The 26284-nt window shown below is 43.4% G+C and carries 19 protein-coding genes and 2 tRNA genes; 8 read left to right on the forward strand and 13 right to left on the reverse strand.

The window, feature by feature from the left end; all coding sequences use genetic code 11:
* Window positions 1-141 precede the first annotated feature (141 nt).
* Window positions 142-795, forward strand: coding sequence for a hypothetical protein (locus tag ACP7AK_RS11635; RefSeq protein ID WP_004278668.1), 654 nt, complete (start codon window positions 142-144; stop codon window positions 793-795).
* An 80-nt stretch (window positions 796-875) separates the two neighbouring features.
* Here the strand turns inward: ACP7AK_RS11635 and ACP7AK_RS11640 are convergent, their stop codons facing one another.
* Window positions 876-2756, reverse strand: coding sequence for a potassium transporter Kup (locus tag ACP7AK_RS11640; protein ID WP_005105382.1), 1881 nt, complete (start codon window positions 2754-2756; stop codon window positions 876-878).
* A 122-nt stretch (window positions 2757-2878) separates the two neighbouring features.
* On the opposite strand from ACP7AK_RS11640, the gene ACP7AK_RS11645 reads away from it, so the two are divergent.
* From ACP7AK_RS11645 to ACP7AK_RS11655, 3 genes are all read left to right on the forward strand, one after another.
* A tRNA-Ser gene (locus tag ACP7AK_RS11645) sits at window positions 2879-2969 on the forward strand.
* A 459-nt stretch (window positions 2970-3428) separates the two neighbouring features.
* Complete coding sequence (locus ACP7AK_RS11650) at window positions 3429-3656, forward strand: hypothetical protein (protein WP_004647282.1); 228 nt, start codon at window positions 3429-3431, stop codon at window positions 3654-3656.
* Between the two features lie 202 nt (window positions 3657-3858).
* A tRNA-Thr gene (locus ACP7AK_RS11655) sits at window positions 3859-3934 on the forward strand.
* Between the two features lie 76 nt (window positions 3935-4010).
* On the opposite strand, the gene ACP7AK_RS11660 is transcribed toward ACP7AK_RS11655, so the two are convergent.
* From ACP7AK_RS11660 to ACP7AK_RS11685, 6 genes are all read right to left on the reverse strand, one after another.
* Window positions 4011-4859, reverse strand: coding sequence for an SAM-dependent methyltransferase (locus ACP7AK_RS11660; protein WP_425879945.1), 849 nt, complete (start codon window positions 4857-4859; stop codon window positions 4011-4013).
* A gap of 3 nt (window positions 4860-4862) precedes the next feature.
* Entirely contained in the window at window positions 4863-6170 is a 1308-nt protein-coding gene (locus ACP7AK_RS11665; RefSeq protein ID WP_004647280.1) for an FAD-dependent oxidoreductase, read from the reverse strand.
* 621 nt (window positions 6171-6791) lie between these two features.
* On the reverse strand, window positions 6792-7355 hold the full coding sequence (gene ahpC / locus ACP7AK_RS11670; RefSeq protein ID WP_005105379.1) for an alkyl hydroperoxide reductase subunit C: 564 nt from the start codon (window positions 7353-7355) through the stop codon (window positions 6792-6794).
* Window positions 7356-7666: 311 nt separating this feature from the next.
* Complete coding sequence (gene ssb, locus ACP7AK_RS11675) at window positions 7667-8254, reverse strand: single-stranded DNA-binding protein (RefSeq protein WP_005245776.1); 588 nt, start codon at window positions 8252-8254, stop codon at window positions 7667-7669.
* 51 nt (window positions 8255-8305) lie between these two features.
* Window positions 8306-9670 (reverse strand): MFS transporter, encoded by a 1365-nt coding sequence (locus tag ACP7AK_RS11680; RefSeq protein ID WP_035340698.1) that lies wholly within the window; start codon window positions 9668-9670, stop codon window positions 8306-8308.
* A 153-nt stretch (window positions 9671-9823) separates the two neighbouring features.
* Window positions 9824-10912 carry a DUF475 domain-containing protein gene (locus ACP7AK_RS11685; protein WP_425879946.1) on the reverse strand — a complete coding sequence of 363 codons (1089 nt, stop codon included), beginning with the start codon at window positions 10910-10912 and terminating at the stop codon, window positions 9824-9826.
* A 222-nt stretch (window positions 10913-11134) separates the two neighbouring features.
* On the opposite strand from ACP7AK_RS11685, the gene tenA reads away from it, so the two are divergent.
* The 3 genes from tenA to uvrA all read left to right on the forward strand — a co-directional run bounded on the left by tenA (window position 11135) and on the right by uvrA (window position 15406).
* Entirely contained in the window at window positions 11135-11806 is a 672-nt protein-coding gene (tenA, locus tag ACP7AK_RS11690) for a thiaminase II (RefSeq protein ID WP_004729210.1), read from the forward strand.
* Window positions 11807-12027: 221 nt separating this feature from the next.
* The gene (locus ACP7AK_RS11695) at window positions 12028-12396 is read left to right on the forward strand and encodes a hypothetical protein (RefSeq protein WP_114540960.1); all 369 of its coding nucleotides are present in this window, start codon (window positions 12028-12030) and stop codon (window positions 12394-12396) included.
* Window positions 12397-12577: 181 nt separating this feature from the next.
* A complete protein-coding gene (gene uvrA, locus ACP7AK_RS11700) occupies window positions 12578-15406 on the forward strand; it encodes an excinuclease ABC subunit UvrA (RefSeq protein ID WP_425879947.1) in 2829 nt (942 codons plus the stop codon).
* 32 nt (window positions 15407-15438) lie between these two features.
* Here uvrA and ACP7AK_RS11705 read toward each other — a convergent pair whose 3' ends face one another.
* Both ACP7AK_RS11705 and ACP7AK_RS11710 read right to left on the reverse strand, forming a co-directional pair.
* Window positions 15439-17082 carry a P-loop NTPase fold protein gene (locus tag ACP7AK_RS11705; protein WP_425879948.1) on the reverse strand — a complete coding sequence of 548 codons (1644 nt, stop codon included), beginning with the start codon at window positions 17080-17082 and terminating at the stop codon, window positions 15439-15441.
* 65 nt (window positions 17083-17147) lie between these two features.
* The gene (locus tag ACP7AK_RS11710) at window positions 17148-18854 is read right to left on the reverse strand and encodes a diguanylate cyclase (RefSeq protein WP_425879949.1); all 1707 of its coding nucleotides are present in this window, start codon (window positions 18852-18854) and stop codon (window positions 17148-17150) included.
* Window positions 18855-19973: 1119 nt separating this feature from the next.
* Here ACP7AK_RS11710 and omp33-36 point away from each other — a divergent pair.
* Window positions 19974-20888 carry a porin Omp33-36 gene (gene omp33-36, locus ACP7AK_RS11715; RefSeq protein WP_409651536.1) on the forward strand — a complete coding sequence of 305 codons (915 nt, stop codon included), beginning with the start codon at window positions 19974-19976 and terminating at the stop codon, window positions 20886-20888.
* Window positions 20889-20956: 68 nt separating this feature from the next.
* On the opposite strand, the gene ACP7AK_RS11720 is transcribed toward omp33-36, so the two are convergent.
* From ACP7AK_RS11720 to ACP7AK_RS11735, 4 genes are all read right to left on the reverse strand, one after another.
* The gene (locus ACP7AK_RS11720; RefSeq protein WP_425879950.1) at window positions 20957-22927 is read right to left on the reverse strand and encodes a BCCT family transporter; all 1971 of its coding nucleotides are present in this window, start codon (window positions 22925-22927) and stop codon (window positions 20957-20959) included.
* Between the two features lie 175 nt (window positions 22928-23102).
* Window positions 23103-23816, reverse strand: coding sequence for an ion channel (locus tag ACP7AK_RS11725; RefSeq protein WP_425879951.1), 714 nt, complete (start codon window positions 23814-23816; stop codon window positions 23103-23105).
* A 245-nt stretch (window positions 23817-24061) separates the two neighbouring features.
* On the reverse strand, window positions 24062-25768 hold the full coding sequence (locus ACP7AK_RS11730) for a cation acetate symporter (RefSeq protein ID WP_425879952.1): 1707 nt from the start codon (window positions 25766-25768) through the stop codon (window positions 24062-24064).
* A gap of 1 nt (window position 25769) precedes the next feature.
* A complete protein-coding gene (locus ACP7AK_RS11735) occupies window positions 25770-26102 on the reverse strand; it encodes a DUF485 domain-containing protein (RefSeq protein ID WP_004281374.1) in 333 nt (110 codons plus the stop codon).
* Between the last annotated feature and the right edge of the window lie 182 nt (window positions 26103-26284).

A 26284-nucleotide genomic window follows, 5' to 3' on the forward strand; every position in this document is an offset into this window, starting at 1 on the left:
AGTTGTAACAAACTGTCTAATTTTATTTCTTTTTAAATGAGGTTTCTCGGTGTTTGCGTAGCTTTGTTTGGCCCAGTGGATTGAGTATGTAAAGCTAACGGCCTATCTCAATTCGTAAAATTATTAGCAATGGTGTCAATCATGAATTCCAAACTCTCTAAAGCATTAGGTTTAGGATTATTCACAAGTGTGATCAGCGTAGCGGCATTTGCCGAGCCACCAGTTCAACCAGGTGAAACACTTGAAAGCTTGTCTAAAGCTAAAATTAGTACCAAGGTGAATGGTCAGGAAGCCTCTTTAGAAAGCTTGGTGAATTCTGGTCAGATCCGTCTGGTCGATCCGCGTGCAGCAGCACCGCAACCAGCCATGCCAAACACACAAGCACCAATGCCCAATGATCCAGCAATGACTCAGGCACCAAATTCAGGTACTGTTTCTCCTCAACCACCTGTCACAGAACCAGGTATGAATGAAGCAGAGGTGCCGGCCAATCTGGTTGAACCAGCCACTGAATCAGAAGTAGAAGCCAGCACGTCTATGACGACGCCTCAACAACAACCAACACTGGAAGAACAACAAGCAGCTGTACCAGCAATGTCTGAAGAGCAACAGCAAGCAGCTATTGCTTCAGAACAACCGATGCCTGAAGCACAGCAACAAGCGGCTGTGACTGAAGCAGATGTGAGCAATGAACAAACTGAAATTGCAGCTCAATCTGATGCAGAGCCAGTACTGATGGAAGAACCTTTGAATGCTGCGCCTGAAGTGCCGGCTGCGGTAGAACTCGAACAATAATCTGAAACTCATTTATTTATTGTTTCTCTCATAAAAAAACCAGAGTGTGCCTCTGGTTTTTTTTATGCTTTTTATTTTATTTACATCTGAATCTGGGTGCCCAGCTCGACCACACGGTTGGGTGGAATTTGATAGAAATCACTGACCGGACTGGTATTGCGCTGCATAGAAATAAACAGCTTTTCCCGCCACGGTGCCATGCCCTCACCCACAGTATGCATAATCCGTTCACGTGAAATAAAGAAACTGATCTGCATCAGGTCATATTCAAAATCCCATTGCTCATAGGCCTGTTGTAAAGCTTCCGGAATATTCGGCTGATCCTTAAAACCATAATAGATAAACACCCGGTAAAAATGCTCACTCAGTTTTTCCAGTTCAATCCGGTCCTGCCTGTCAACAAAAGGAATATCCCGGGTAATCACCGTCAACATGATATTGCGTTCATGCAAGACCTTATTGTGCTTAATATTATGCAACATGGCATGCGGAACAATATTTGGTGTACCGGTCAGGAAAATGGCATCGCCTGGCACAAACTTGGTGCCTTCCCCCATCGAAATACTTTTAATAAACAGATCAATCGGCAAGGCATCCTGTTCCAGCCGGTTCAGTACCAACGCACGCCCGTCTTTCCAGGTCATGAGAATCGTAAACAGTACCGCACCAATCAGAATTGGCACCCAGCCACCCGAAGCGATTTTCAAGGACGTTGAGGCCACAAAGACTAAATCCAGTGCCAGGAATGGTACAGCAAATAAAGCTACTTTCCAGACCGGCCAACGCCAGAAGCCATAGGCCAGAATCGAGATCAAAATGGTGCCGCAGAGCATGGTCATGGTCACCGCAACGCCATAAGCACTGGCCAGATTGGCACTATTTTCAAACAGTAAAATCAGGATCAGCACCGAGATAAACAACATCCAGTTAATGAAAGGCAGATAAATCTGGCCACGCTCCAATGCAGAGGTATGCTTGACTGACAGGCGCGGCAAATAACGCAATTGAATGGCTTGATTGACCATAGAAAATACCCCAGTAATGACCGCCTGTGAGGCAATCACCGCCGCTGCAGTCGCCAGTCCAATCATCGGAAATAAGGCCCAGTCTGGCAGCAGCATATAGAAAGGATTCGCCAGAGCTTCAGGACTACGCAGTAACAAGGCGCCTTGCCCGGCATAATTCAGCAATAAACATGGCAAGACAATAATGAACCAAGCCAGACGAATCGGCAGACGGCCAAAATGCCCCATATCGGCATAAATCGCTTCACCACCAGTCATGGTCAGAATGACCGCCCCCATGGTCAGAAAAGCCACATAAGGCTGGTCAACTACAAAATGATAGGCCCAGTAGGGATTCACCATCCAGAGTACAAATGGGGTCTGAATAATACTCCACAAACCAAAACCGCCAATCGACAAAAACCAGAGCATGGTTAAAGGCCCAAAAAACTTGCCCATGGTAGCTGTGCCGTGTCGCTGAACCATAAACAGTCCAGCCAAAATCCCGATGGATAAAGGCACCAGCCATTGATTGAAAATGGGTGTGGCAATACTCAGGCCTTCAATGGCTGAGAGCACGGAGATTGCCGGGGTGATAATCCCGTCACCGAAAAATAGCGATGCGCCGACAAAACCCAAAGCGATCAGGAATATTTTCTTTTGATCAGAGATTCGTGTGGTACGCAGGTTTAATGCCAACAGTGACATGATCCCGCCTTCGCCGTTGTTATCGGCACGCATGATTACCATGACATATTTAAAGCTGATGGTAAGCATCATGCACCAGAAAATCAGGGACAGGATACCGAGTACAGAAGCTTCGCTAATGGCGAGATGTGCGGTAAGGAAGCATTGGCGCAGTGCATACAGCGGACTGGTACCAATATCTCCGAAAACGACCCCAAGCGCAGCCAGTGTAATCACCGGGAGAGCTGCCTTTTGTGCAGTGCTTTGCATATATTGTCTTCGTTTTTTAACAAGCATTTTTGCGAATCATAGCACCGCATTAAAAGTTTTTCTGCAAATCAATTGTTTCAGCTTGGCACAGCTGGTTTTTTTCGCTATTATCCTCGGCCTATGGTGAGGTGTCCGAGTGGCTGAAGGAGCACGCCTGGAAAGTGTGTAAACGTTTATAGCGTTTCGAGGGTTCGAATCCCTCTCTCACCGCCAGAATTTAAAAACCCGAATCACATGATTCGGGTTTTTTTATATTTAATTTTATCCATCATCTGATTAGCAAAAAAAATCATCTGCTTAGATCTTAAAATATTATTATCCATCGCCTTATGCAAATCATTGAATTGATATCAATCCTTGTTCATAAAAATCTGTTGCAGCTCAATGCTTAATCTCAATTTTATTTTTTAAAATTTTCATTTTTCATCAGCCAAAAAACTGATGAATTGTGTAGTTTTTGTACGCCATTCATTTCAGGTTTTTATTTATGTGTTCAAACAAAAAACTGGCACAGAAATAGCTTAATTTTATTGTCATCAAAGCTATGTTATGTTGCTTATAAATCAACTAAAAGGAGAATAAAAACCACAGGATAGAAAGAAATAACCAAGTGAACCGGGCCATTCAAATTTGAATTTAAAAAATAGATACACTGCTATTCGGAGAGCGAACATGAATAACAGCGCAAACTATGCCAAACAGATTAAAAATGCAAAACGTGGCGGTTATACCCCGACCATTGCCAAGGACATCAATAAACATAAAATTCAAAAAGCCTTGAGACTCATCGAACAGTGGAGAAGCCTCGCTCAAGAACTCAAACCTCAAATGCAGTTTGATATGGCCTTTACTTTAGAGGAATGTGCACAAGAATTAGATCGTATCCTGAAAAACAGATAACTTATAACCGACTCATATCCATAACCAATCCTGTGCTTTCACCCTCGCCCATATCTGCACATATGGGCCATTTCTTTGCGCATAGCCTAAAACAGAACTTTTCATCCATCCGGTCAAAATAAACAAATCCTGCCGAAACAGTTTAAACGGTTATTTTTTGGCTTGCGTGACCAAAAAAAATCTGTAAAATGCACTCCACCATGCCGGCATAGCTCAGTTGGTAGAGCAACTGACTTGTAATCAGTAGGTCCACAGTTCGAATCCGTGTGCCGGCACCATATCTTAGCCTCGCTTTTTAGTGAGGCTTTGATGTTTCTGGGTTTTGGTATTTTCAGCTGAGTCTTCTTGCACTTTCTAGTGCTTCGATTGTGCCGTCACTTGCACATATCTCACAATCCCTTCCTGATATAATTTTCGGCATAGTTTCGCTGTCATCTGAATTTTAAAATGATCCAGTTTTGAACCTTGAGCCTGATCATCTGATGCTTTTGAATTCAAAGTTTTTTGCACATAATCCGCAAAGCCTGAAAATACCGGCTCGGACAGATCCTGAATCTGGATATTTTTAAATTCAAAACGATCCAGACAGGCATATAATGCACCCACTGTCATTAAATCTTTTAAATTCACATCGGCAGATTTCAATAAAAACTGATATTTACGCCGTTGTAATGCATTTAAATTTTCCCAACGCTCGGACAAAACCAGATGATGAAAACCAATCCGTGCATTTGAATTTAAAACACTACGGATCTGCTCCAAGAATAAAGGCACAGGACTGTGATAAGCCGCATCCAGACACAGCACCACATCAAAACGCTGGGAAAATGGCAATTCTTTTAAACGCAAAAATGACGCCTGATAAATGGCATTCAGTTCTGGCAGATGTTGCTGAATATTAGCTACACAAGCAGCCTGCAGCTCAACCCCCGCCAGATATTGCACCTGATAGTGTTGTTGCCAGTACAGCAAACTTGCACCCTGACCGCAGCCTAAATCCAGCAGTTTATCTTTTGAATTTAAATTTACAGTTTGTGCAAGGTGATCGGTGAGCATACGACAGGCAGCCGCATAATCCTGCTGACCTGCTTGCCAATACCCTAAATTGCTCCAGGGCAATTGCGCATGATCGCCCAACACAGCGGCATCAATTGCATACTTGTGCTGGGGAAGATGCTGACGCAGTGCCTGAAGCCATTGCATGGATTAATAACCCAGTTGCGGAGCAACCTCAACCACAGGTTTTAAACCCTGAAATGGTAAAGGCGCACCAAAGATTTCTGCAATCTTCATCGCTGAGGTCACTGCCGATTCCAGAATCGGCAAACCGTCACATGACCATGAACCGCAGAAGAAGACCTTACGGTTGGCATCCAGATGACGTTGCTGCAATTCCTTATTCAGTGCCACCGTATTAGCATCGACGACTGCACGCGTCAGCATGACCGATTTGATCACTTTCTTCGGATCAATCTCGGTTACCGGACGCCAGGTCTGAAACACGGCCGACTTGCCAACCAAAGAAGGTTCAATCGAGTTAAGCCACACGGTAAATTGCTGACGAGTAAATTTACGGTCCATCATATAGCTGAGTACGGCCCAGTCTTTACGTTTTGGCGGCATTACGCTGGCATCGGTATGAATCACCAGTTCGCCTTGTTCGAATTTGAATTTCTTCAATAATTCAATTTCACTGGCGAATTGTACCGGATCCAGGAACTCCTCAATTTTGGTGGTCGGTGTCGCGACAATCACCCGGTCAAACAGTTTTGAATAACCGGCCGCATTTTCAACTTTGACCTGATCGCCCTGCTCTTGTACCAGTGTAATTGCTGAACCGTCTTCAATCTGAATGCCTTCAATCAGCTTATCGACCAACGCTGGTGTACCGCCTTGCAGACGCAGTAACGCATCGCCATCGGTTAATTGACGCAGAAAAATTAACAACGGTTTAGCTGGCCATTCACCAATGGTTTTCGGATTGCAGGTACAGATGGTATATAGCACCGGCATCACCGCACCGTGCCAGAACACTTCTTCAATCTCGTTACGATTGATAAATTCTGCCAGGCTGATGTCCTGATTTTTCGATTTAAAGAATTTGGTTAATGCAACTTTTAACTGTAACAGGCCTTTGACCAGACGCCAGCCATACTGCTGCAGACCTTTACGGTTGTTGATAATCGGGATATTGCCAATTCGGCTGCGCGATGTGGTCAGCCAGGTTTCAGTTTTATCTTCAAATAACCAGCTGCAGGCCATATAGGTCCGCACCGGATAAGTTTTAATGCCCAGATGTGTGGCTAGACTCAGGGTGTTTTTCCACAGATAGGGGTTCATCACACGTAAAGGTGCGTCAATCAGGCCCCCTTCAAATTCAAGGCTATGACTGTCCATGCCGCGACCTGGAAGTGCTTCAAAAATCGTGATGTGATGCCCTGCGTCCTGGAGAATTCTGGCTGTAGCCAGTCCGGCCATGCCACTACCAATTACTGCGATATCCAAACTGATCATCCGTCATTGAAAAACTACAGAAATTATGTACCATGCGCCAATCAAACAGGTTATTAAAATCTTCCAGAATATATGTTTTTCGTAAAGGCCTTTTTGTTCAATTTCACCTGCTTTTTATTCATTTTTCTGCCTTAGTTAAAATTCCATCAAATCTAAGATTTTATTCATATTTTTATCTAAAAACTTGAAAATTCGCTTTAAAAACAAATAATTTAATTAACCATTTTTATAATCCTTGGTTGACAAATACTTTTTAAATACCTATGATTCGCAGCATAAGAAAACCATAAATTCATCCGGTTCCATTCAGATGCGTTTATGCGAAAATTGTTTAAAACGACAAGAAACTACAGCGCCTTATAAAATAAAAGCCTCTGCGAAAGCAGAGGCTTCTTTGTTTTCAGGCCTAGTCAATCATTCAGCATGGTATTGCGCTTACTTGATTGCCTCGCATAAGCCGCTTAAAAAGCATAGAGTGCAATTCCTCAATTCTCATTTTGTTCTCAAATAGAAATCAAATGGCATGATGTTTTTGTCTAGAATTCATAAATCTCTAAACTAAAAAAATAAAAAATCCAGCAACTTATGCTGGATTTTTTGCTTCAAAGAACTAGGTTTGAATTAGATTTTACCCACCAGGTCGATTGACGGCGCTAGTGTTGCTTCACCTTCTTTCCATTTTGCCGGACAAACTTCACCTGGGTGCGCATGTACATATTGTGCAGCTTTCACTTTACGAAGAAGCTCTTGTGCATCACGGCCAATACCACCCGCGTTGATTTCAATGATCTGGATTTTACCTTCTGGATCAATCACGAAAGTACCACGATCTGCCAGACCTTCAGCTTCAATCAATACTTCGAAGTTTTTAGACAAAGTCCAGGTTGGATCACCAATCAATGGATACTGGATTTTACCAATCACGTCAGAGGTATCATGCCAAGCTTTATGGGTGAAATGAGTATCGGTAGACACGCCATAGATTTCTACACCCATTTTCTGGAATTCAGCATACTGATCAGCAAGATCGCCTAATTCAGTTGGACAAACAAAGGTGAAATCTGCAGGATAGAAAAACACCACTGACCATTTTCCTTTCAGGTCTTGCTCAGAAACTTCGATGAACTGACCATTGTGGTAAGCAGTTGCATTGAATGATTTGATTTCAGTATTGATTAAACTCATGAGATATTTCCTCTGGCTTATTTCTGGGATTGCTTATCTTGTGAAGCTAGAATACGAAAAATTTCAAAATAGGTAAAACCGCAAGTTTTTATAAAAATGATCGCTTTTTTAGATCATTAATTTCTATTAGTATTGTTAATCTCATTTATTTTCTCGATGCAGAGTTGTGCTGATCAAAAGCAAGATAATGCTTTAACACTTATGATTCTTCTAATAAGTCGGGCTTTATGCAAACTCAATACCAATCTTCAAGACATAAAAAACCCACCGCATTCAGGTGGGTTTTAATGATGATTTACCGTTCTAATAGATCAAAATGGAAGGTCATCATCTAGATCTGCTGCAGGTGCTGCTGTTGGAGCAGGTGCAGATTTCGGCGCAAAACCACTCGGATTATTGTTGCCATAACCGCCGCCCTGGTTGTTGCTAAAACCGCCTTGCTGTGGCGCTGAACCATAACCTGATTGCGGGTTATTGCCATAACCACCCTGGTTGTTGTTCGCCTGATTATTGTTATTAAAGCGTGGCTGGTTAAAGCTGCTCTCGCCCTGATCGTTTTGAGGACGGCTAGAGTCCAGCATCTGCATTTGCTCACCACGGATTTCTGTCGTATAGCGTTCCTGACCATTCTGGTCAGTCCACTGACGGGTACGTAATGAACCTTCAATATATACTTTTGAGCCTTTACGAAGATATTGCTGCGCAATTTCACCTAAACGGTTATGCAACACGATACGGTGCCATTCCGTTTGTTCTTTACGTTCACCGGTACTTTTATCTGTCCACGAATCGCTGGTTGCGATCGAGAATTGAGTGAGAGAGCCACCATTTGCAAAAGTTTTGGTTTCCGGATCTTTACCCAAAGTACCCACTAAAATAACTTTATTTACACCACGCATTTGCCGTTTACTTCCTATATATTTCTGTATTTTACTTTATAAGAGTTATGCTTAAATGGCTACCTCTTTACCTAACAAGTGCGTTAATTGTTGTCGCGAAGCATCATCAATCTGCTGTTTATCGACTTTTACATAGGCAACTTGCTGTTCAGACATCACCACGACCTCTTCAATACCACGAATCGCCAAAAGCTGAGAAGTCCATTCGTCAGTTTGTCTGCTTTCCGGCAATCGCAGTACCAGCGATGACAGATAGCGTGGCTGAGCCAGGCCAAAACTCATCAGCAGCCAGATGATCGCGATTCCTGTCAGGATACTCCAGCCCATCGAGGTATTGTTTAGCAGCAGCAATTGTCCGCCAATCATACCGCCAAAGAAAGCCCCTAAAAACTGGCTGCTGGCATTTACGCCCATTGCCGTCGCTTTGGACTGGATCGGTGCCGCTTTCGACAACCAGGACGGCAACAGGGCTTCCATCACATTAAAGGCAATGAAGAACAACCCTAAACCAATCAGCAAGACATATTTGGATTCAAAACCAAATGCCATCACCATTAAACCCAGAATAATACCGGTAATGGCCACCAGAAAAATCGCCCGCATTTTGTGGTATTTTTCTGCCAGGATAATACTCGGAAAAGCAAAAAACAGGCTCAGTACCAACAGCGGCAAATATACCCAGCCATGACTGGAAAGTGGCAGATCAGCAAATTCGATCAGCTGTGAAGGCACATAGATAAACATGGCGGTGAGCAATAAATGCAGGGTAAAGACCGACACATGCAGACGATTCAGATCCCCGATTTTGATTACCTGTTTCAACTGTGCCAGATAGCCCTGCTGAAAGTTTTTATGATGCCGCGTGACTTTCGGCACCATCAGCAGCATGGCAATCGCCGCCAGGCCCATCACCGTGGTGACCCAGAACAACCCAGAGATGCCCACCAGACCCGTTAGCCAAGGCCCCAGACTAAAGGCCACCACAAAGGACAGGCCGATACTCATGCCCATCATTGCCATGGCTTTCATACGGTTTTCTTCACGGGTGACATCTGCCAGCAGTGCCATCACCACAGCCGATACCGCACCACCGCCAGCGATTGCACGGCCGATAATCACGCCATAAATGGTGTCCGACATGGCCGCAATCGCACCGCCCAGCGCAAATAATAGCAGCCCTAAAACCACCAGTGGCTTACGGCTGTAACGATCCGCAATCAGGCTGAATGGAATCTGTAACAGTGCCTGGGTCAGACCATAGACCCCGACCGCCAAACCGATCAGTGCAGGCGTCGCATATTGATATGCCTGCCCTGCCACAGAAAACACCGGGATAATCATAAACAACCCCAGCATGCGCAGTGCAAAAATACTGCTCAGGGCAAAGGTTGAACGACGTTCTAAAGCATTCATCATAAATTATGGCGATTGGGTTAATTAATTTGGAGCCCAGATTATAGGACATTCAGCTCATTAATAAGACATGAATTTTATTTGAAATAAAGATGATGCCAATCTAAAAACAAAAAAAGCGCAGCCGGAGCTACGCTTTCATTCAGGGACAGTGCTTTATTTGTCTAAAGCTGCCTGACGTTTCTTGTACTGAATCGAGGCGAATACTGCCCAGACAATAAAAGCCACACCGATCAGACCGGTCACCACTTCTGGTACATGCAGACCGGTTCCACTGGCAATCATAATGAAAGCCAGTGCACCGATGGCATAATGCGCACCATGTTCCAGGTAGATATAGGCATCCAATGTGCCCTGCTCAACCAGATAAATCGTCATTGAACGGACAAAGATCGCACCAATTGCCAGACCCAGCATGATGATGACCACGTCTGAGGTAATCGCAAAGGCACCGATCACGCCATCAAAACTGAAAGAGGCATCCAGGACTTCTAGATAGAGGAAACCACCAATACCGGCTTTCACTACACCCGTTGGTACGCCATTTTCACCATGACGAATGGCATTGCCTTCTTCATCGACTTCCGGTTCACCACCGAGCATATGGCTCAGAACCTGCACCCCGATATAAATCACAATGCCCCAGATTCCGGCCATAGTCACTGCCAGACGTTTGGCTTCATCGACATTGGCTGCCATGATTAACAAGGCCACCAGTGCAATAAACACCGACATTGCCGGCACATTGGCCAAATTAGACAGACGGCGTTCCACCCGTCTGAACCAGTGCGTATCTTTTTCTTCATCCAGGAAGAAGTTCAGGAATACCATCAACAGGAAAGCACCACCAAAAGCAGCAATTTCAGGATGATGTGCCATTAAACGTGCTGAATATTCTTTCGGATCATTCAGGGCCAGACGTACTACTTCCATAAAGCCCAGGTCTGCAGTCACTGCAACAATGACCACTGGGAAGATCAAACGCATCCCGAAAACTGCAATCAGAATACCGACTGTCAGGAACAGCATTTTCCAGAAATGATCCCAACCCCGTAGGACTGAGGCATTGACAACCGCGTTATCAAAGGACAACGACACTTCCATAATCGCCAGAATAGCGGTAATGGTCAGCGCTGTGAGCATGGTTTGCAGGCCTGCGTCAGGACCATGGGTATAACCCCAATACGCAGACAAACCAAGACACACGATCGAAAATGCAATCGAGAAACCAAAATGTTTCAACATACACAACGACCTTGGATAAATTAAATAAATGTATGGCTGCGAGAGAGCAGCTATACGAATAGGAAAAGTTAAGCTAATTATGAAACTTTTAGCGCATAAACCAAAGCACTTCCTGAGCTGTTTTATCTTATTTTCTGTTTTTAAAATTTGCCGATCTTTTAAACAGCCCGATCTTTGCTATAGTGCCGCATGGTTTAACTTGAACTGCAAAGGATTTTCAGCATGAGTTTTTCACAAGAGGTATGGCAACGTAATCTCGGACTTTATCAGAAGACCCTGGCCCTGCCCTTTAATCAGCAACTGGCGCAAGGTACTTTAAGCCGTGAAGCCTTTAGTCATTATGTGATTCAGGATGCGCATTATTTACTGGCCTATGGCCGTGCACTGGCCGTGTGTGCCGCCAAAGCTTTTGAAGCGGACGATGTAATCCAGTTTGCCGAGGCAGCCAAAATTGCGATTGTGGTGGAACGTAGCCTGCATGATGGCTTTATGCAAGATTTTGGCATTAGCAAAGAGCAATTTGAGCAGACACCGTTGACGCTGGCATGTCATCACTATACTTCTTATCTGACTTCGACCGCCTGGTCAGAAAGCTACCCGGTGGTGCTAGCCTCGTTGCTGCCTTGTTTCTGGATTTATGCCGAAGTTGGTAAAGATATTGTCGACAACTCTGCGCCGAATAATCCGTATCAAGCCTGGGTGGATACCTATTCAGGAGAGGAATTCCACACTGCGGTGCGGAATGTGATTGCGACCGTTGACCGTGTTGCAGCGCGTGTTGATGCCGATACACTAGAAAAAATGCATGCAGCTTATACGCATGCTGCCCGTCTGGAATGGTTATTCTGGGACAGTGCCTTTGAGCAACGCCAGTGGCCTGGTCTGGATGAATAAGACGAATAGAAAAAGCCCTGTTTAAGACAGGGCTTTTCGGTTATAGCCGTTCAAAAAAAATTTCTACTGTCATGAATTGATCATAAAAACGGCTTAGTCTGAAAAAAAACAAGGATAGAACGGGCCGGTACGCTAGACCTAGCTATAAGCCCAAAATTGCCGCACAATAATTGAGAATAATTATCAATTAATAAAATCAATCCCGGAAAGAGGCAGATGATATGAATACTTTAGGCACCGAAGCGATTCGGGCATTTTTTACCCTGCAATGTTGCTGGTTCAACAATGAAGAAATCTATCTGGAACAAGGCTGTCTAGATTGTGGTTCGGCAGCCACTTATCTGATTTACCATACCAACACGCATATCCAAAAACATCTACTGAAATTTATTGAAAAGTATCGCTGTCATCAGGCACGCCGTAACGATTTGCTCGACTTGGATTTTTTCCGAAAAGACTATGAGGACTTTCTGCACATTCTGGAAAATGAAGTCAATTTTTATGCACGTCTGCATCATGATGTGCTACGTGACCGCTGTTTTGAAGAGATTGAGTCTATCTTTGAACGCCGTTATGCAGCGGCTTGTTAAGTATTTACCTTGTACATGATGATTGTGAATATTTAAATGATCTGCTGTTGTGTTTCTTAATTTTGTGATGAATTGACCAATCACCGACATAACTTGACGTTTAAAATACTTTTATTTGCACTTGAACATTTTTCATCCGGTATCATATAAGGGTTTTTGATGAATATTCTAGGATCCTTGCATGAGCCAAAGCCACATCCGTATTCGAGGCGCACGTACCCATAACCTGAAAAATGTGAACCTTGATATACCACGCGACAAGTTTGTGGTGATTACGGGACTGTCTGGTTCAGGTAAGTCCTCGCTTGCCTTTGATACCTTATATGCCGAAGGTCAGCGCCGTTATGTGGAATCGCTGTCTGCCTATGCCCGCCAGTTCCTTTCCCAGATGGAAAAACCGGAAGTGGATTCGATTGAGGGCTTGAGTCCAGCCATCGCCATCGAGCAGAAATCTACCAGCCATAACCCACGTTCTACCGTGGGAACCATTACCGAAATTTATGACTATTTACGTCTACTGTATGCGCGTGTCGGTACACCGTTCTGTCCTGAACATGACCTGCCGATGGTGGCACAAACAGTCACTGAAATGGTTGATGCAGTCAAAGCACTGGAAGAAGGCACTGCGCTGTTATTGTTAGCACCGGTCGTGCGCGAACGTAAGGGCGAATATACAGCGCTGTTTGAACAGCTACAAAGTCAGGGTTTTGTCCGCGCCCGAGTGGATGGCGAGATCATGGAAATTGATCCACCACCTGAGCTGGATAAAAAGAAAAAACATACCATTGAAGTGGTGGTCGACCGCTTTAAGGTTCGTGATGATCTGGGTAACCGTATTGCAGAAAGTTTTGAAACCGCGCTACGTCTCGGTGGTGATATCGCGATTTTATCCTGGATGAAGGGCGAGCATAACGATCGTGTGTTTTCAGCCAAACACTCCTGCCCGGAATGTGACCGTGCAGTGGCTGAACTGGAACCACGCCTGTTTTCATTCAACAATCCTTTTGGTGCCTGTCCGGTCTGTGATGGTCTAGGGACCCGCAGCCATTTCAGTGCCGACAAACTGATTCCCAATCCTGAAGTCAGCGTTAGCCAAGGCGCGATTCGTGGCTGGGACCGTCAGCGTCCTTACTATTACAGCATGATCCAGAAAGTCGCCGAGCATTTTGGTTTTTCGCTAGAAACGCCGTGGAATGAACTGGATGCCGATACCAAGAAAAAATTTCTGTACGGCACCGGCAAAGAAAAAATTGATCTGAGCTATATCGATGAGCGTGGTCGTCGCCATAATCGGGTCATTCCTTTTGAAGGAATTTTGCCGCATCTGGAACGCCGTTATCGTGAAACTGAAAGTAATTATGTCCGTGATGATCTGGCGCAATATTTATCCAATGCTGCCTGTGATGCCTGTGATGGTTCACGTCTAAATGAAATTTCGCGTAATGTGAAAATTCTGGACAAGACCATTGCCGATATTACCCGTATGTCGATTGGCGATGCTGAAAGCTATTATCAAGACATTCATCTGGAAGGTGCACGTGGTGAAATCGCTGACAAGATTTTCAAGGAAATCCGTGAACGTCTGCACTTTCTGGTTTCGGTCGGCCTGAACTATCTCAGCCTGTCACGTTCAGCTGAAACTCTGTCTGGTGGTGAAGCGCAGCGAATCCGTCTGGCCTCACAGATCGGTGCCGGTTTGATGGGCGTCATGTATGTGCTGGATGAACCATCAATTGGTCTGCATCAGCGTGATAACGACCGTCTGTTACAGACCCTGATCCGTCTGCGTGATCTGGGCAATACCGTCTTGGTGGTCGAGCATGATGAAGATGCGATTCGTGCCGCCGATCATATTATTGATATCGGTCCGGGTGCCGGTGTGCATGGTGGGCATGTGATTGCCGAAGGAACGTATGATGAAATTCTGGCCAATCCGGACTCGCTGACCGGAAAATATTTATCCGGAAAATTAAAAATTGAAGTGCCGAAAAAACGGATTCAACCGCCTAAGCCTAAAGAACAGATCAAGCTGATGGGAGCATCCGGGCATAACCTGAAAAAAGTCGATCTGACCATTCCTTTAGGTATTATGACCTGTGTTACCGGGGTGTCCGGTTCGGGTAAATCGACCTTGATCAACCGTACCTTGTTACCTTTGGCGGCGACCCAGCTCAATGGTGCCACCACTTTAACTTCGGAAAAGTTTGAATCGATTGATGGTTTGCAGTTCCTCGACAAAGTCGTGGATATTGACCAGAGTCCGATCGGCCGTACCCCACGTTCCAATCCGGCGACTTATACCGGTCTATTCACCCCGATTCGTGAACTGTTTTCACAGACGCAAGAAGCCAAGGCACGCGGTTATGCCGCCGGCCGTTTCTCTTTTAACGTAAAAGGTGGCCGCTGTGAAGCCTGTGAAGGTGACGGCATGATCAAGGTGGCGATGCATTTCCTGCCGGATATGTATGTGCCATGTGATGCCTGTCATGGCAAACGCTATAACCGTGAAACGCTGGAAGTAAACTATAAGGGCAAGAATATTTCCGATGTCTTGCAGATGACTGTTGAAGATGCGATGCATTTCTTTGATGCCATTCCGGTGATTCACCGCCGTCTAGAAACATTGCATCAGGTGGGTCTGGGTTATATTCGTCTGGGTCAGTCTGCGACCACTCTTTCTGGTGGTGAAGCACAGCGTGTCAAACTGGCACGTGAACTGGCCAAACGCGATACTGGTCAAACCCTATATATTCTGGATGAACCGACCACGGGTCTGCATTTCCATGATATTGCCAAACTGCTGGATATCCTGCATCAGCTCCGTGACAAGGGTAATACCATCGTGGTGATTGAGCATAATCTGGACGTAATTAAAACTGCCGACTGGGTGGTGGATTTAGGCCCTGAAGGTGGTTCGGGTGGCGGTATGATTGTCGCGGAAGGTACACCTGAAGAAGTCGTGAAAGTGAAAGCGTCACATACGGGTAAATTCTTGAAGCCGTTGTTGTAATATTTTTAAAAGGAGCTCAAATGAGCTCCTTTTTAATTATCTAATCTTGAAATCAAGTAGTTCATATAGTTTCTATAAAATTCTGATTTCTGTCCTCTTTCTAGGTATATTTCTTTAACCGTACTTCTGAACTTGTATCCAAAATCTGATTCATTTTCTCTCTCTAGTATCTTCTTAACAATATAGCTACTATTTATAGACTCAAATCTAGAATCACCAGATACTTGATCAAATAAAAATCTCTCCCAGTCTTGTTTAGTTGCACACTTTACAGATAACTCATCTTCGTGATTCCATCCTTGCTTAACATATATTTGAAAAACCGCATTGATCAAAGAAGGTAAGTTGTCTGTATTTGAATCAAAATTCTCTATAATGTTTTTAAATATTGGTCTTATCTCACCAAAACTATCAAAATTATAAAATAATCTTTTATTCTTCTGAATTTTTTGTTTTATCCACTCACTAGTAATTTCTTCTAACTCTCTAACTTTTTCTACTTCGCCAAAAACTTCTAACAATGTAATAGCAAAACTTACATTACCCAAACTATCTAACCCAATCACTTTTTTGGTTATCTCAAATAATTGATTAGGAAATTTCACATCTGCTTGTATCTGCCAAAATACTTCAAACATTCTATGAAATTCATTTTTTAATCTATTGTTTTCTTCTGAAATCAGATCTGAATTAGCTAATTTTCGCAGTTCTTCAAAATTAGGATCACCTTTTTGATCAAAGTACTTTTTAAACTCAATTAGCCATTCATCAGTATGAACAAAATCATAATTTAATGATTTTAAGCTTTCATATGTATTTACTTTTTGTTCAGACCAACCTTTTTGTTTATCTTCAAATACTAACTTGATATCTTCCCATCCGAACTCAGACTTTTTACCAAAATCCTCAATAAAATATCCTTGTAATACTCGAACCAAAATAATTTCTTTTGTTGTATCTGCCACTTGCGCAGGTAATTGTTCTAGAAATTGTTTATATAGCTTAATCACTTTTTGAAAAAAGCGAAAATTATGAATTTCTAATTTATCTGCAAATTTCACCATTAAATTTACTAAAGGTTCATCTATATCTTTCGCATTTTCACGAAGCAAAGGTTCAACAGATGTAATTTTAATTTCTTCATCAATCAGTTTTTCTTTGTATTCAGCATATTTTTTCTTATTTTCATTCTCAGTTTTTGACTCATCTAAAATTAAAATTACTTGGCAGTTACGCTCCAATTTCAATTGATTCGCTAAGCCCATAACATCTTTGATATCAAGCTTATTCGACATACGTTCAAAATCATCAAAGCAGATAATGGCATCTTTAACTTGATTAAACATTAAACTGTCAAATATCTTTGCTGAGGAGCTAATACCAAATTGAGAAATTTTGGTCTCTTTTAGAATAGAGGGTAGCCCTCTTATCCATTGAGGAATTTCAATGGCAGAGCTATTATTTTCAATATGACTATAAATATGAGTTTTTAAGTCACTTAATGACTCCAACCCAAATAAAGAAACATACACATATTTCTTTTTATTTGGATTATTCTTTCTAAACGTATTCCAAAAGAACGTCTTACCCACTCCCCAAGATCCAGTAATAGCCACAGCCATACCTTTGTTTTCATTTTCTCTAAATATTTGCTCTAATCTTTGTTCTGGTTTCATCTTTATTAGCATCTAAGAGTGATAAGTTCGCTTAAATTTAAATTAAAAAGTACTGGGCTAAGAATTTAAACCTCTGCCACCGCATTGCGTCCTTTGGCCTTTGCTGCAAACAAAGCATCATCTGCATTGGACAATAAAGCCATCCAGGACACGGCACCAATCGCCACACCAATACTGACCGAAATCTGAATCTCGTCTCCTGCTGCAGTCACAATATGACGCTCAGCCACTTCAGCCCGAATGTTATCGGCCACAACCAATGCCTGTTCCATCTGGATATTTTCAATCAGTACCAGAAATTCATCACCACCATAACGCACCAGCAAATCTGTAGCACGGACATTGGCTTGCAAACGTTCGGCCACCAGTTGAATCACCTGATCGCCAATAATATGCCCATATTGATCATTCACCTGTTTAAAATGATCAATATCAATAATCATCAAACAGGTTTGGCTCAGTTGACCCGGCTGATTTTCCATAAAACGGATATATTCTTCCAGCGCGAAACGGTTGGATAATCCGGTCAAGGAATCGGAATGAGCAATATTCTTTAAACGGAATTCCAGCGCATCACGTTCTTGCAACATCTGTTGCAATTTCTGAATGGCAGCGAATAAAGAATCAGAATGATTCACTTCACGCAGCCGCATATCAATTTTTTGACGACCCGAGTTTTTAGACAAACTCAACAACATGCGGCGTGCCTGAATCAGCGGCAGGAATACCTGTTTACGTGCAAAAATCATGGTTGAAATCGCGGTCAGTAATGAAATCAACGACACCAACACGCTCCAGATCAAACGCTGCATATTGCTGTTCATTTCCTGAATAGCGGCATCTCTGCTGTATTGCAGTAGGTAAGTTTGCAGGTCTACCACAGTCGCAAATTTATCTACCATCGCTTCAGTCAGCTCTGTTCCGCTCAAACGGTAGTCACGTTGCTCCAGACTGTCACTGATCAGTTCACTCACAATCGGTAAGCCTTGCTGAATAAACTCGGTTTCTACCCGTCGATGTAAACGAATGAACTCCTCTGTTTTATCTTGAACAGGCTGAATGGTATCAATCAAGGCCCACAAATAACGCACCTGATGTTGGGTCTGTAAAGAACGGGTAATATTTTCAGTGGGAAGCGGCGCTTCAAAAGTCACATGCGCCATGATAGACGAGGCAACCCGCCCCGCCTGATCACGTAAATCAGATAAAAATAGAATCTGGCTGATATAGTTATTCAGAGGGGTGGACGAGCTATCTGAAGCCACCGCCACGTCACGCAAAAGTTCACGGCAACTTTCCCAGGCAGCAAACATGGCCAGAATTGCCTGATCAAGCTCTTGCGCACTGCGTTGCTGACGTGGCATCCGGGTATAGGCATCAACCTGTGCACGTCCTTTTTTCAAACTATTTTCAAGCTGTGAAAGTTGCTGACTCAGGTTGTTAAACCCGACCTCCGTCAAGACATCCGCGGTCTGGGACAATTGCCGATCCACCTGTTGACGATAGCTGATTAACTCTTGCTGATGCTGGGCAAATTCCTGCACCGAACTGGACATGGCTTTATTGGCAGGCGCACGCTCACGCGAAATTTTATTCGCCAGATCAGCGACCTGCTGTAAGGCATTCAATTGTTGATAAGTTTGTCTGGATTTTAAATAACTTTGACTGCTACTCACAATTAAGGGAATACAGATGCAAAGTAAACATAAAATAATAATCGACATCGACCAGTACAAACGTTTACTGATCCACTCAGAGCGTAAGGTATTCATGCTGTTGTATTACGCCCCAATATGACAAGCAAAGCTAAATAGATTGATTATTATACAAATAAAACAGGATGGTCTTAAAGCCTTTAGTCTTACTTCACTTATGTTTTTAATGAATTTTTATCATCTATTATTTTCAGATACTTAAGTTAGTTCATTTGAAACTTTAATGCAGGGTTTCATAACCACAATTCCCTATAAAGTCTTACAAAAGCAAGGGAATTTAAGCAGCTAAAAAATATAAAAACTTGCTTTCTGCACTATTTACACCTGCAACAAATAGGTGCATAATGCACCGCATTAGGGCGAGTTAAATTATTCCTCAGCAGATATTTTAGTTTACCCGCAAATTTTGGCGAAAAAAGCCCGATTTTCTATGAAAATCGGGCTTTTTTTTAGCTATTGAATTTTAGACCTCTATTTTTACTTTTCAATATGCACTATTTTGGTGCTTAAAATTATTCTAATATTTATTTTTCTCATCTTGTTTTGAGTTGAAGGTTTTTTCAGAAACGGAATGATCCGAAATAAAAAATGCTGGACAAAAAAAAGCCCAACCTTGGGGAAAGCTGGGCGATAAAACAAAAAATTGTGGAGAATCAGGCTAAATCACTATAAAAGTGTGAACTCTAACTTGATTTTCATATTATGTAAAATTCCCCTCAAAATGTAAAGCCGATTGCTCCAGTCAAGATTATAAAACATGCCCATTTAGCTCAAAAAACAGACACCTATTCTAAGATCCAAGCTGATGATACTTTAAAATCAAGCAATCCAATCAAAGACCTGATGCGCCAGACATTTTGCACTTCTTGACACATTTATGAATTAACTCACCTATTATTAATTGTTTTAATAGATAAATATATTATAATTAATCGTATTAATTGATTAAAATAACAACATAATTTCTCCTTAATCTTTAGTCCCGATTCTATATTTAAAGTCTAGATTTTTGTTATACAAGAGTTTTTATATGAAATAGCTTCGGAGCCTAATACTTGAATTTTACACAAAATTAATACAATGATTTAGCTTAAAAAACTAGCGATTTCGAATTGGATTGACTTAATAAATTGTTACAATACAATACGTTTTATGTTGTACATCTTTTGTAACAAAATGGTAAATATCATGAAAAAACTAGGTTTAGCCACTGCTGTATTATTAGCGATGACCGGTGCTCAAGCATATCAATTCGAAGTTCAAGGTCAGTCAGAGTACATCGACAACACTGCAAATGACAAAGACTTCACTGGCGCTGTTCAAGGTACTTACTACTTAAAAGATGTAGACGCTTCTAAAGGTCCTTTAGCTGAAGCTGCTTTCCTGAACCAAGCTTCTAATGTTGCTCTAGCGTATAGCTATGGCGAAAACGGTCAAGAAGAAGCTGGACGTTCACGTACTGTAAATCATACTTACGGCGTAAAAGGTGAAGCTTACGTTCCAACTTCAGTTGTGCCTGTTTATGCAAGCGCTTCTTATAGCCATACCATTGCTGATAGCAAAACTGCTAACGCAACTGACGATCAAGGCGACCGTTATGCATTAGAACTTGGTGCTTTAGTTGCTCCTAACTTCTTAGTTGCTGTTGGTTATACCAGCGTTGCTGACCAAGCTTCTTTAGATGCATTCAATATTGTGTCTAACGGCGTTGCTAAAGCTGCTCTTGAATCTGCAACAATTGCTGATAAGACAGATGCGATCACTGCACGTACTAAATACGTTGGTGCAATCGACGGTACTAACATGTCAATTGGTTTTGAAAGCGGTTTAGTTTATGGTGAAGATACTGCCTACAACTTAGGTACAACTCTTTTCCTTAACCCACAGTTAAGCGTTGGTGCTTCTTATATGGAATCTAGCTTTGCTGGTTCTCCAGACAAAGCTTGGGGCGCGAACGTAAACTACTTCATTACTCCTGCTGTTGCAGTTGGCGCATCTTATGTAAATGCTAACTACGAAGCAAATCTTGCGCAAACTGCTCAAGTTCGTGATACTCAAACGATCGGCGTAAATGCCAAATTCCGTTTCTAATTTCTGATTAGATTCTGAATCAAAAAAGGACGCATATTGCGTCCTTTTTTATTGTTTTATGACTCTGTTTACTCAGGCGTACGTACCAGACTTAAGAAGTGCAAATGACGTTCATATTGATCAATGATATCCTGCAGTAGATCTTCTTGCGTCCACTCCATCACATCATAACCCTGCCCACCTTCTCTTAAAAAGACTTCTGCCTGATAGGAATCTACTCCCGCATTCTCCAGTTCAGCCATAAAGCTTGGACTTAAAGTCTGAGTGGCATTGACCTGATAGATAAAATTAATTTCATCCTGATGATCAACACGGAGCTGTATACCGTCTTCTAGCGGGCTAATCGCTACATGTAATCGGCGCCGTTTCAATTCACTTTGAAAGCTGAGAAATGCCTTATTCACCGTATTGTGAATATACTGCTGCACCTCTTCCTGAGTATGCGGATAATGCATGATCAGGCCTAAGCGCTGTTGCCAGCTGCGTGGATTCTGGATCGCACGCGGGGTAATCCGTGCGGCTTGCAGTGCATGCATTTTGGTGACATCCAGATGTAGGGCTTTGATTAATCCCCAACACATCAGCAGCATAATAAATGTAAATGGCAAAGCGCTCATAATCGTGGCCGATTGCAAGGCCTCTAAGCCACCGGCCAGCAAAAGGATGATGGCTAATAAAGCCATGAGTACGGTCCAGAACAGACGCTGCCAAGTCGGTGAATTATCACTTTTCGCTGTCAGATAATCAGTCACCAATGCCCCTGAATCGGCAGAAGTCACAAAGAACAGCATGACCAGTAAAGTTGCAATGATGCTGGTCACTGAGCTGAAAGGCAGATTGTTCAGAAACTCAAATAGGGCCACTGATGAATCACGCTGAACTGCCTCTAATAAGCCAGTATTGGCTTCATGCATAATGCTGTACAGTGCGGCATTGCCCATAAAGCCCATCCAGATCAGGGTAAATCCAGTCGGAATCAGCAATACACCCACGATAAATTCACGAATACTGCGGCCTTCCGAGACCCGGGCAATAAACATCCCGACAAATGGCGACCAGGAAATCCACCAGGCCCAGTACATGATGGTCCAGCCCCCAATCCAGCCACTTGGCTGATAGGCATACAGATTAAAGGTCATACTGAACAGATTTGAAACATACTGGCCGGCATTCTGAATAGTCGTCTGTAACAGATAAATACTCGGACCTGCCACAAAGACAAAAATCAGCAACAGCAGTGCAAGTACCAAATTTAGTTCAGATAAACGTTTAATTCCTTTGTCTAATCCAAAAAATACAGAAGTCGCCGCCATGGCACTGACCACAATAATCAAAATGACCTGAGTACTGGGTGCCTGTTCAATGCCAAACAAATAGTTCAAACCTGAATTGATTTGGGTCACCCCGAAACCAAGCGTAGTAGCGACACCAAATACCGTACCAATGGTGGCAAAGGTATCGACGCCATCTCCAATCGGTCCATAGATCTTTTGACCAATCAGCGGATACAAGGCCGAACGGATTTTTAAAGGCAATTGATGCCGATAAGCAAAATAAGCTAACGACAGGCCAACAAGCGTATAAATGCCCCAGGCATGTAAGCCCCAGTGGAAAAAGGTGACCCGCATAGATTGTTGTGCAGCAAGTACGGTTTCAGGTTCACCGGCAGGTGGCGTGACATAATGCATCACCGGTTCGGCCACACCAAAGAACATCAGGCCAATCCCCATGCCTGCGGTGAATAACATCGCAAACCAGGAGGCACTGCTATATTTCGGTTGACTATGCTCGGGCCCCAGTTTGATTTTGCCCATATCCGACAGGGCAATATAAGCCAGAAGGATGATAAATATCGCCACCGACAATACATAGAACCAGCTAAAGGACGTGGTAATCCACTGGTTCAGTTGCTGGGTAAAAACTGAAAAAGCATCGGGTGCAAATACGACCAATGCTAAAAATATCGCAATAATGGCGACAGTACTGATAAAAACATTTGGATTGATATTGGCAAAACAGGATGGTTTTGTGGAAGGCATACATCCTCCATTTTTTAAAAATTGGATCGACAAACAGCGTCAAATAATTATTGGTAAGGTCAAAATGATCAGACAGATTCAATCTATGGGAGCTAGATCTCCTGCTATTTTAGGATGTGACACAAAATAAAGCCGTTAAGTTACTGTAACAAATACAATAAAAGGATGAACTCCATTACTCAGGCGGGTTTTCTCTATTTTTCACGTTATTTTTATGCGGTAGACGTGCAATATATTGCAAGGCAATTAAGCGGGACACAATCAGCGCCAGATACATCACCCCCACAAACATCTGGATAATCGCCAACATTCGTGCGACCGGACTGACCGGCATGATATCAGACAGTCCTGTTGCGGACTGTACACTGAAACTGAGAAAAATCAGATCCAGCCAGGGTTGATAGGCTTGCAGATCGGGATCTGAAAAGCTGTATGGCACCAAGAGCTGGCAAGTACTGTAAAGAAAGGCAAAGCCCCAGGCCAGCAAGGTAAATACCGCCCCAGCGGCAAACAGTTCATCCTTGGTCAGATAACGGTCATGAAACATATAACGCAGCAGGCCATAGGCTGCACTGAAATAAGCACCAGCTTCAAACAGGTTGGCGGTGACATGGATCCAGGTATAACGCAGTCCCAGCACAATCAGAGAGGAAAAGAAAATCGCACCGGCGACAAAGCTAAGTCCTAAAATGGTAAACATTGGAGTCTGGCGAATGACTCTGGCAATCACCAGCAAAACCAGAACACCCAGCACCCAGGTTCCCGCCCGATAAGACACGCTTTCATAACTCAATACCGACAAGATCAGGATCAGCAATTGCAGGCACAACAGCCATGCCGAAGGCAAATGGGTAAAGCTGTTCCAGAACTGTTGCAGAGATTGCTTCATAATGCCCTTCTTGTTGCTCTTCTTGTTACTATCGTCATGTAGGGAACACATTGTTATTGTTAGCAGCTTTTAACATAGCACGCTTAAATCCGCTTGCAGATATGCGATTTGTATGAAAATTACTGAAATAACGCTGCACAAATCCAGCCATCTCAATTCAATACGGCGTTTATGCTAAAGAGAAAGCTTGATTATATCTCCATAAAAAAAGCCCCTGACGGGGCTTTTTTAGCGTAGCGCAGATCTTAGTGATCCGATGCGCCTGAGATACCAATACCGGTTTGTGAACGTACAAACTGGGCATCAAAGGCTTTGCGTTCTGCCTGAGCCTGTGCCGAATTATCCGTCACAGAGAACAACCAGCAGCACAAGAATGACAATGGCATCGCGAAGATTGCAGGACCATTGAACGGGTTCACTGGCGTATCAGAAATACCCAAAGTATCGACCCATACTGCTTTAGACAGCACAATCAAGGTTACTGCGGTTACCAGACCCGCAACACCACCAATAACTGCACCACGTGTCGTCAAACCTTTCCAGAACATAGACAATACCAGTACCGGGAAGTTGGCACATGCCGCAACCGAGAATGCCAGACCGACCATGAAGGCTACGTTTTGTTTCTCGAACAGAATCCCGAGAATCATCGCGAAGATCGCAAGACCTAAAGTCGCAATTTTAGACATACGTAGTTCAGATTCAGGCGTGGTTTGGCCTTTCTTCAACACGTTGGCATACAAGTCATGCGAAATTGCTGAAGCACCTGACAGGGTCAAACCAGCAACGACTGCAAGAATCGTGGCAAATGCAACTGCAGAAATGAAGCCCATGAACAGGTCACCGCCCACTGCATCAGACAGGTGCACCGCCGCCATGTTATTACCACCGACCAGCTCCAGCTTGCCAGTCACTGCCATTTTCGCAACATCAAGGAATTGCGGGTTGTTCGATACATACAGAATCGCACCGAAACCAATGATGAAGGTGAGCAGGTAGAAATAACCAATAAAGCCTGTAGCAACCACGACTGATTTACGCGCTTCTTTGGCATCTTTTACCGTGAAGAAACGCATCAGGATATGTGGCAGACCTGCTGTACCAAACATCAATGCCAGACCTAAAGAAATCGCATCAATCGGATTAGACGCCAGACTACCCGGCCCCATGATCTTGGTGGCATCTGTCAGGCTTAAATCATGTACTTTTGAATAAACACCAATCGCCTGTTCAAACATGTTGGTAAAGCTGAAGCCCACGCCTTTCATGACCATGAATGCCATAAAGGTCGCACCAGACAGCAACATTACCGCCTTGATGATCTGTACCCAAGTGGTTGCCAACATACCGCCGAACATCACGTAAGCCATCATCAACAAGCCAACGATCACGACTGCAATATTATAGTTCAGACCGAATAGAAGTTTAATCAGCTGACCTGCACCCACCATCTGTGCAATCAGGTAGAACGCAACCACAACCAGCGAGCTTAAAGCAGCCAAGGTACGTACCGGTTTTTCCTGTAGACGGAAAGACACTACGTCTGACAGGTTGTATTTACCCAAGTTACGCAGACGTTCTGCCACCAGGAACAATACGATCGGCCAGCCCACCATGAAACCCAGTGAATAAAGCAAGCCATCAAAACCGGACAGGAACACCATCGCGGAAATACCCAGGAACGATGCAGCTGACATATAGTCACCGGCAATGGCCAGGCCATTCTGGAAACCGGAAATACCGCCACCGGCCGTATAGAAGTCTTTGGTATTGGTGGTTTGTTTTGCTGCCCATTTGGTAATAAACAGCGTAGCACCTACGAAAATCACAAACATGATAATCGCATGCCAGTTGGTCGCCTGCTGTTCTGCTGCACCCAGATCAGGACCAGCGAATGCAATGCCTGAGGCCATTGCAGTTGCAGCAAGAGCAATAAGAGAATTCCATTTCATCTTAGTGGTGTCCTTTTTCATGCGCAATCGCTTCGACTTCACGGATTGCTTCTTCAGTCAATTGATCAAGTTTGTTATTGGCAATGTAGGAATACACACCACACAAGATAAACGACAGGACAATGATACCCAGACCGAGTGGAATACCCCACGTAGTCACACCACCTGAAATTGAAGACAATAGAAATTCTTTGTTGTAACCAACCAGCAACATGAAACCCACATAGACAAATAGCATAATGCCGGTCAACGTCCAGCTGAGCATACTTTTCTTGCGGACCATTTCCTTGAATTTTGGATTTTGTAGAATACGATCTACTTGTACCTCATCCATAATTACTACTCCTGTAGCCCAACCTTGGGCTGCCTATTTTTTAATTCGAATTATCACTGTTGCAAGTTAACAATAATCGTAGGTGCTTGTAATTTAGACTTTGGTCGTTAAAAAATGATCAATTTAAACTGTAGCGTTCACGATGCGTTATCATAGCGGCATGCTCAGTACACATCAGGCTA

Source organism: Acinetobacter sp. TWP2-2-3 (assembly GCF_049896445.1).
In the GTDB taxonomy this organism is placed as follows: domain Bacteria; phylum Pseudomonadota; class Gammaproteobacteria; order Pseudomonadales; family Moraxellaceae; genus Acinetobacter.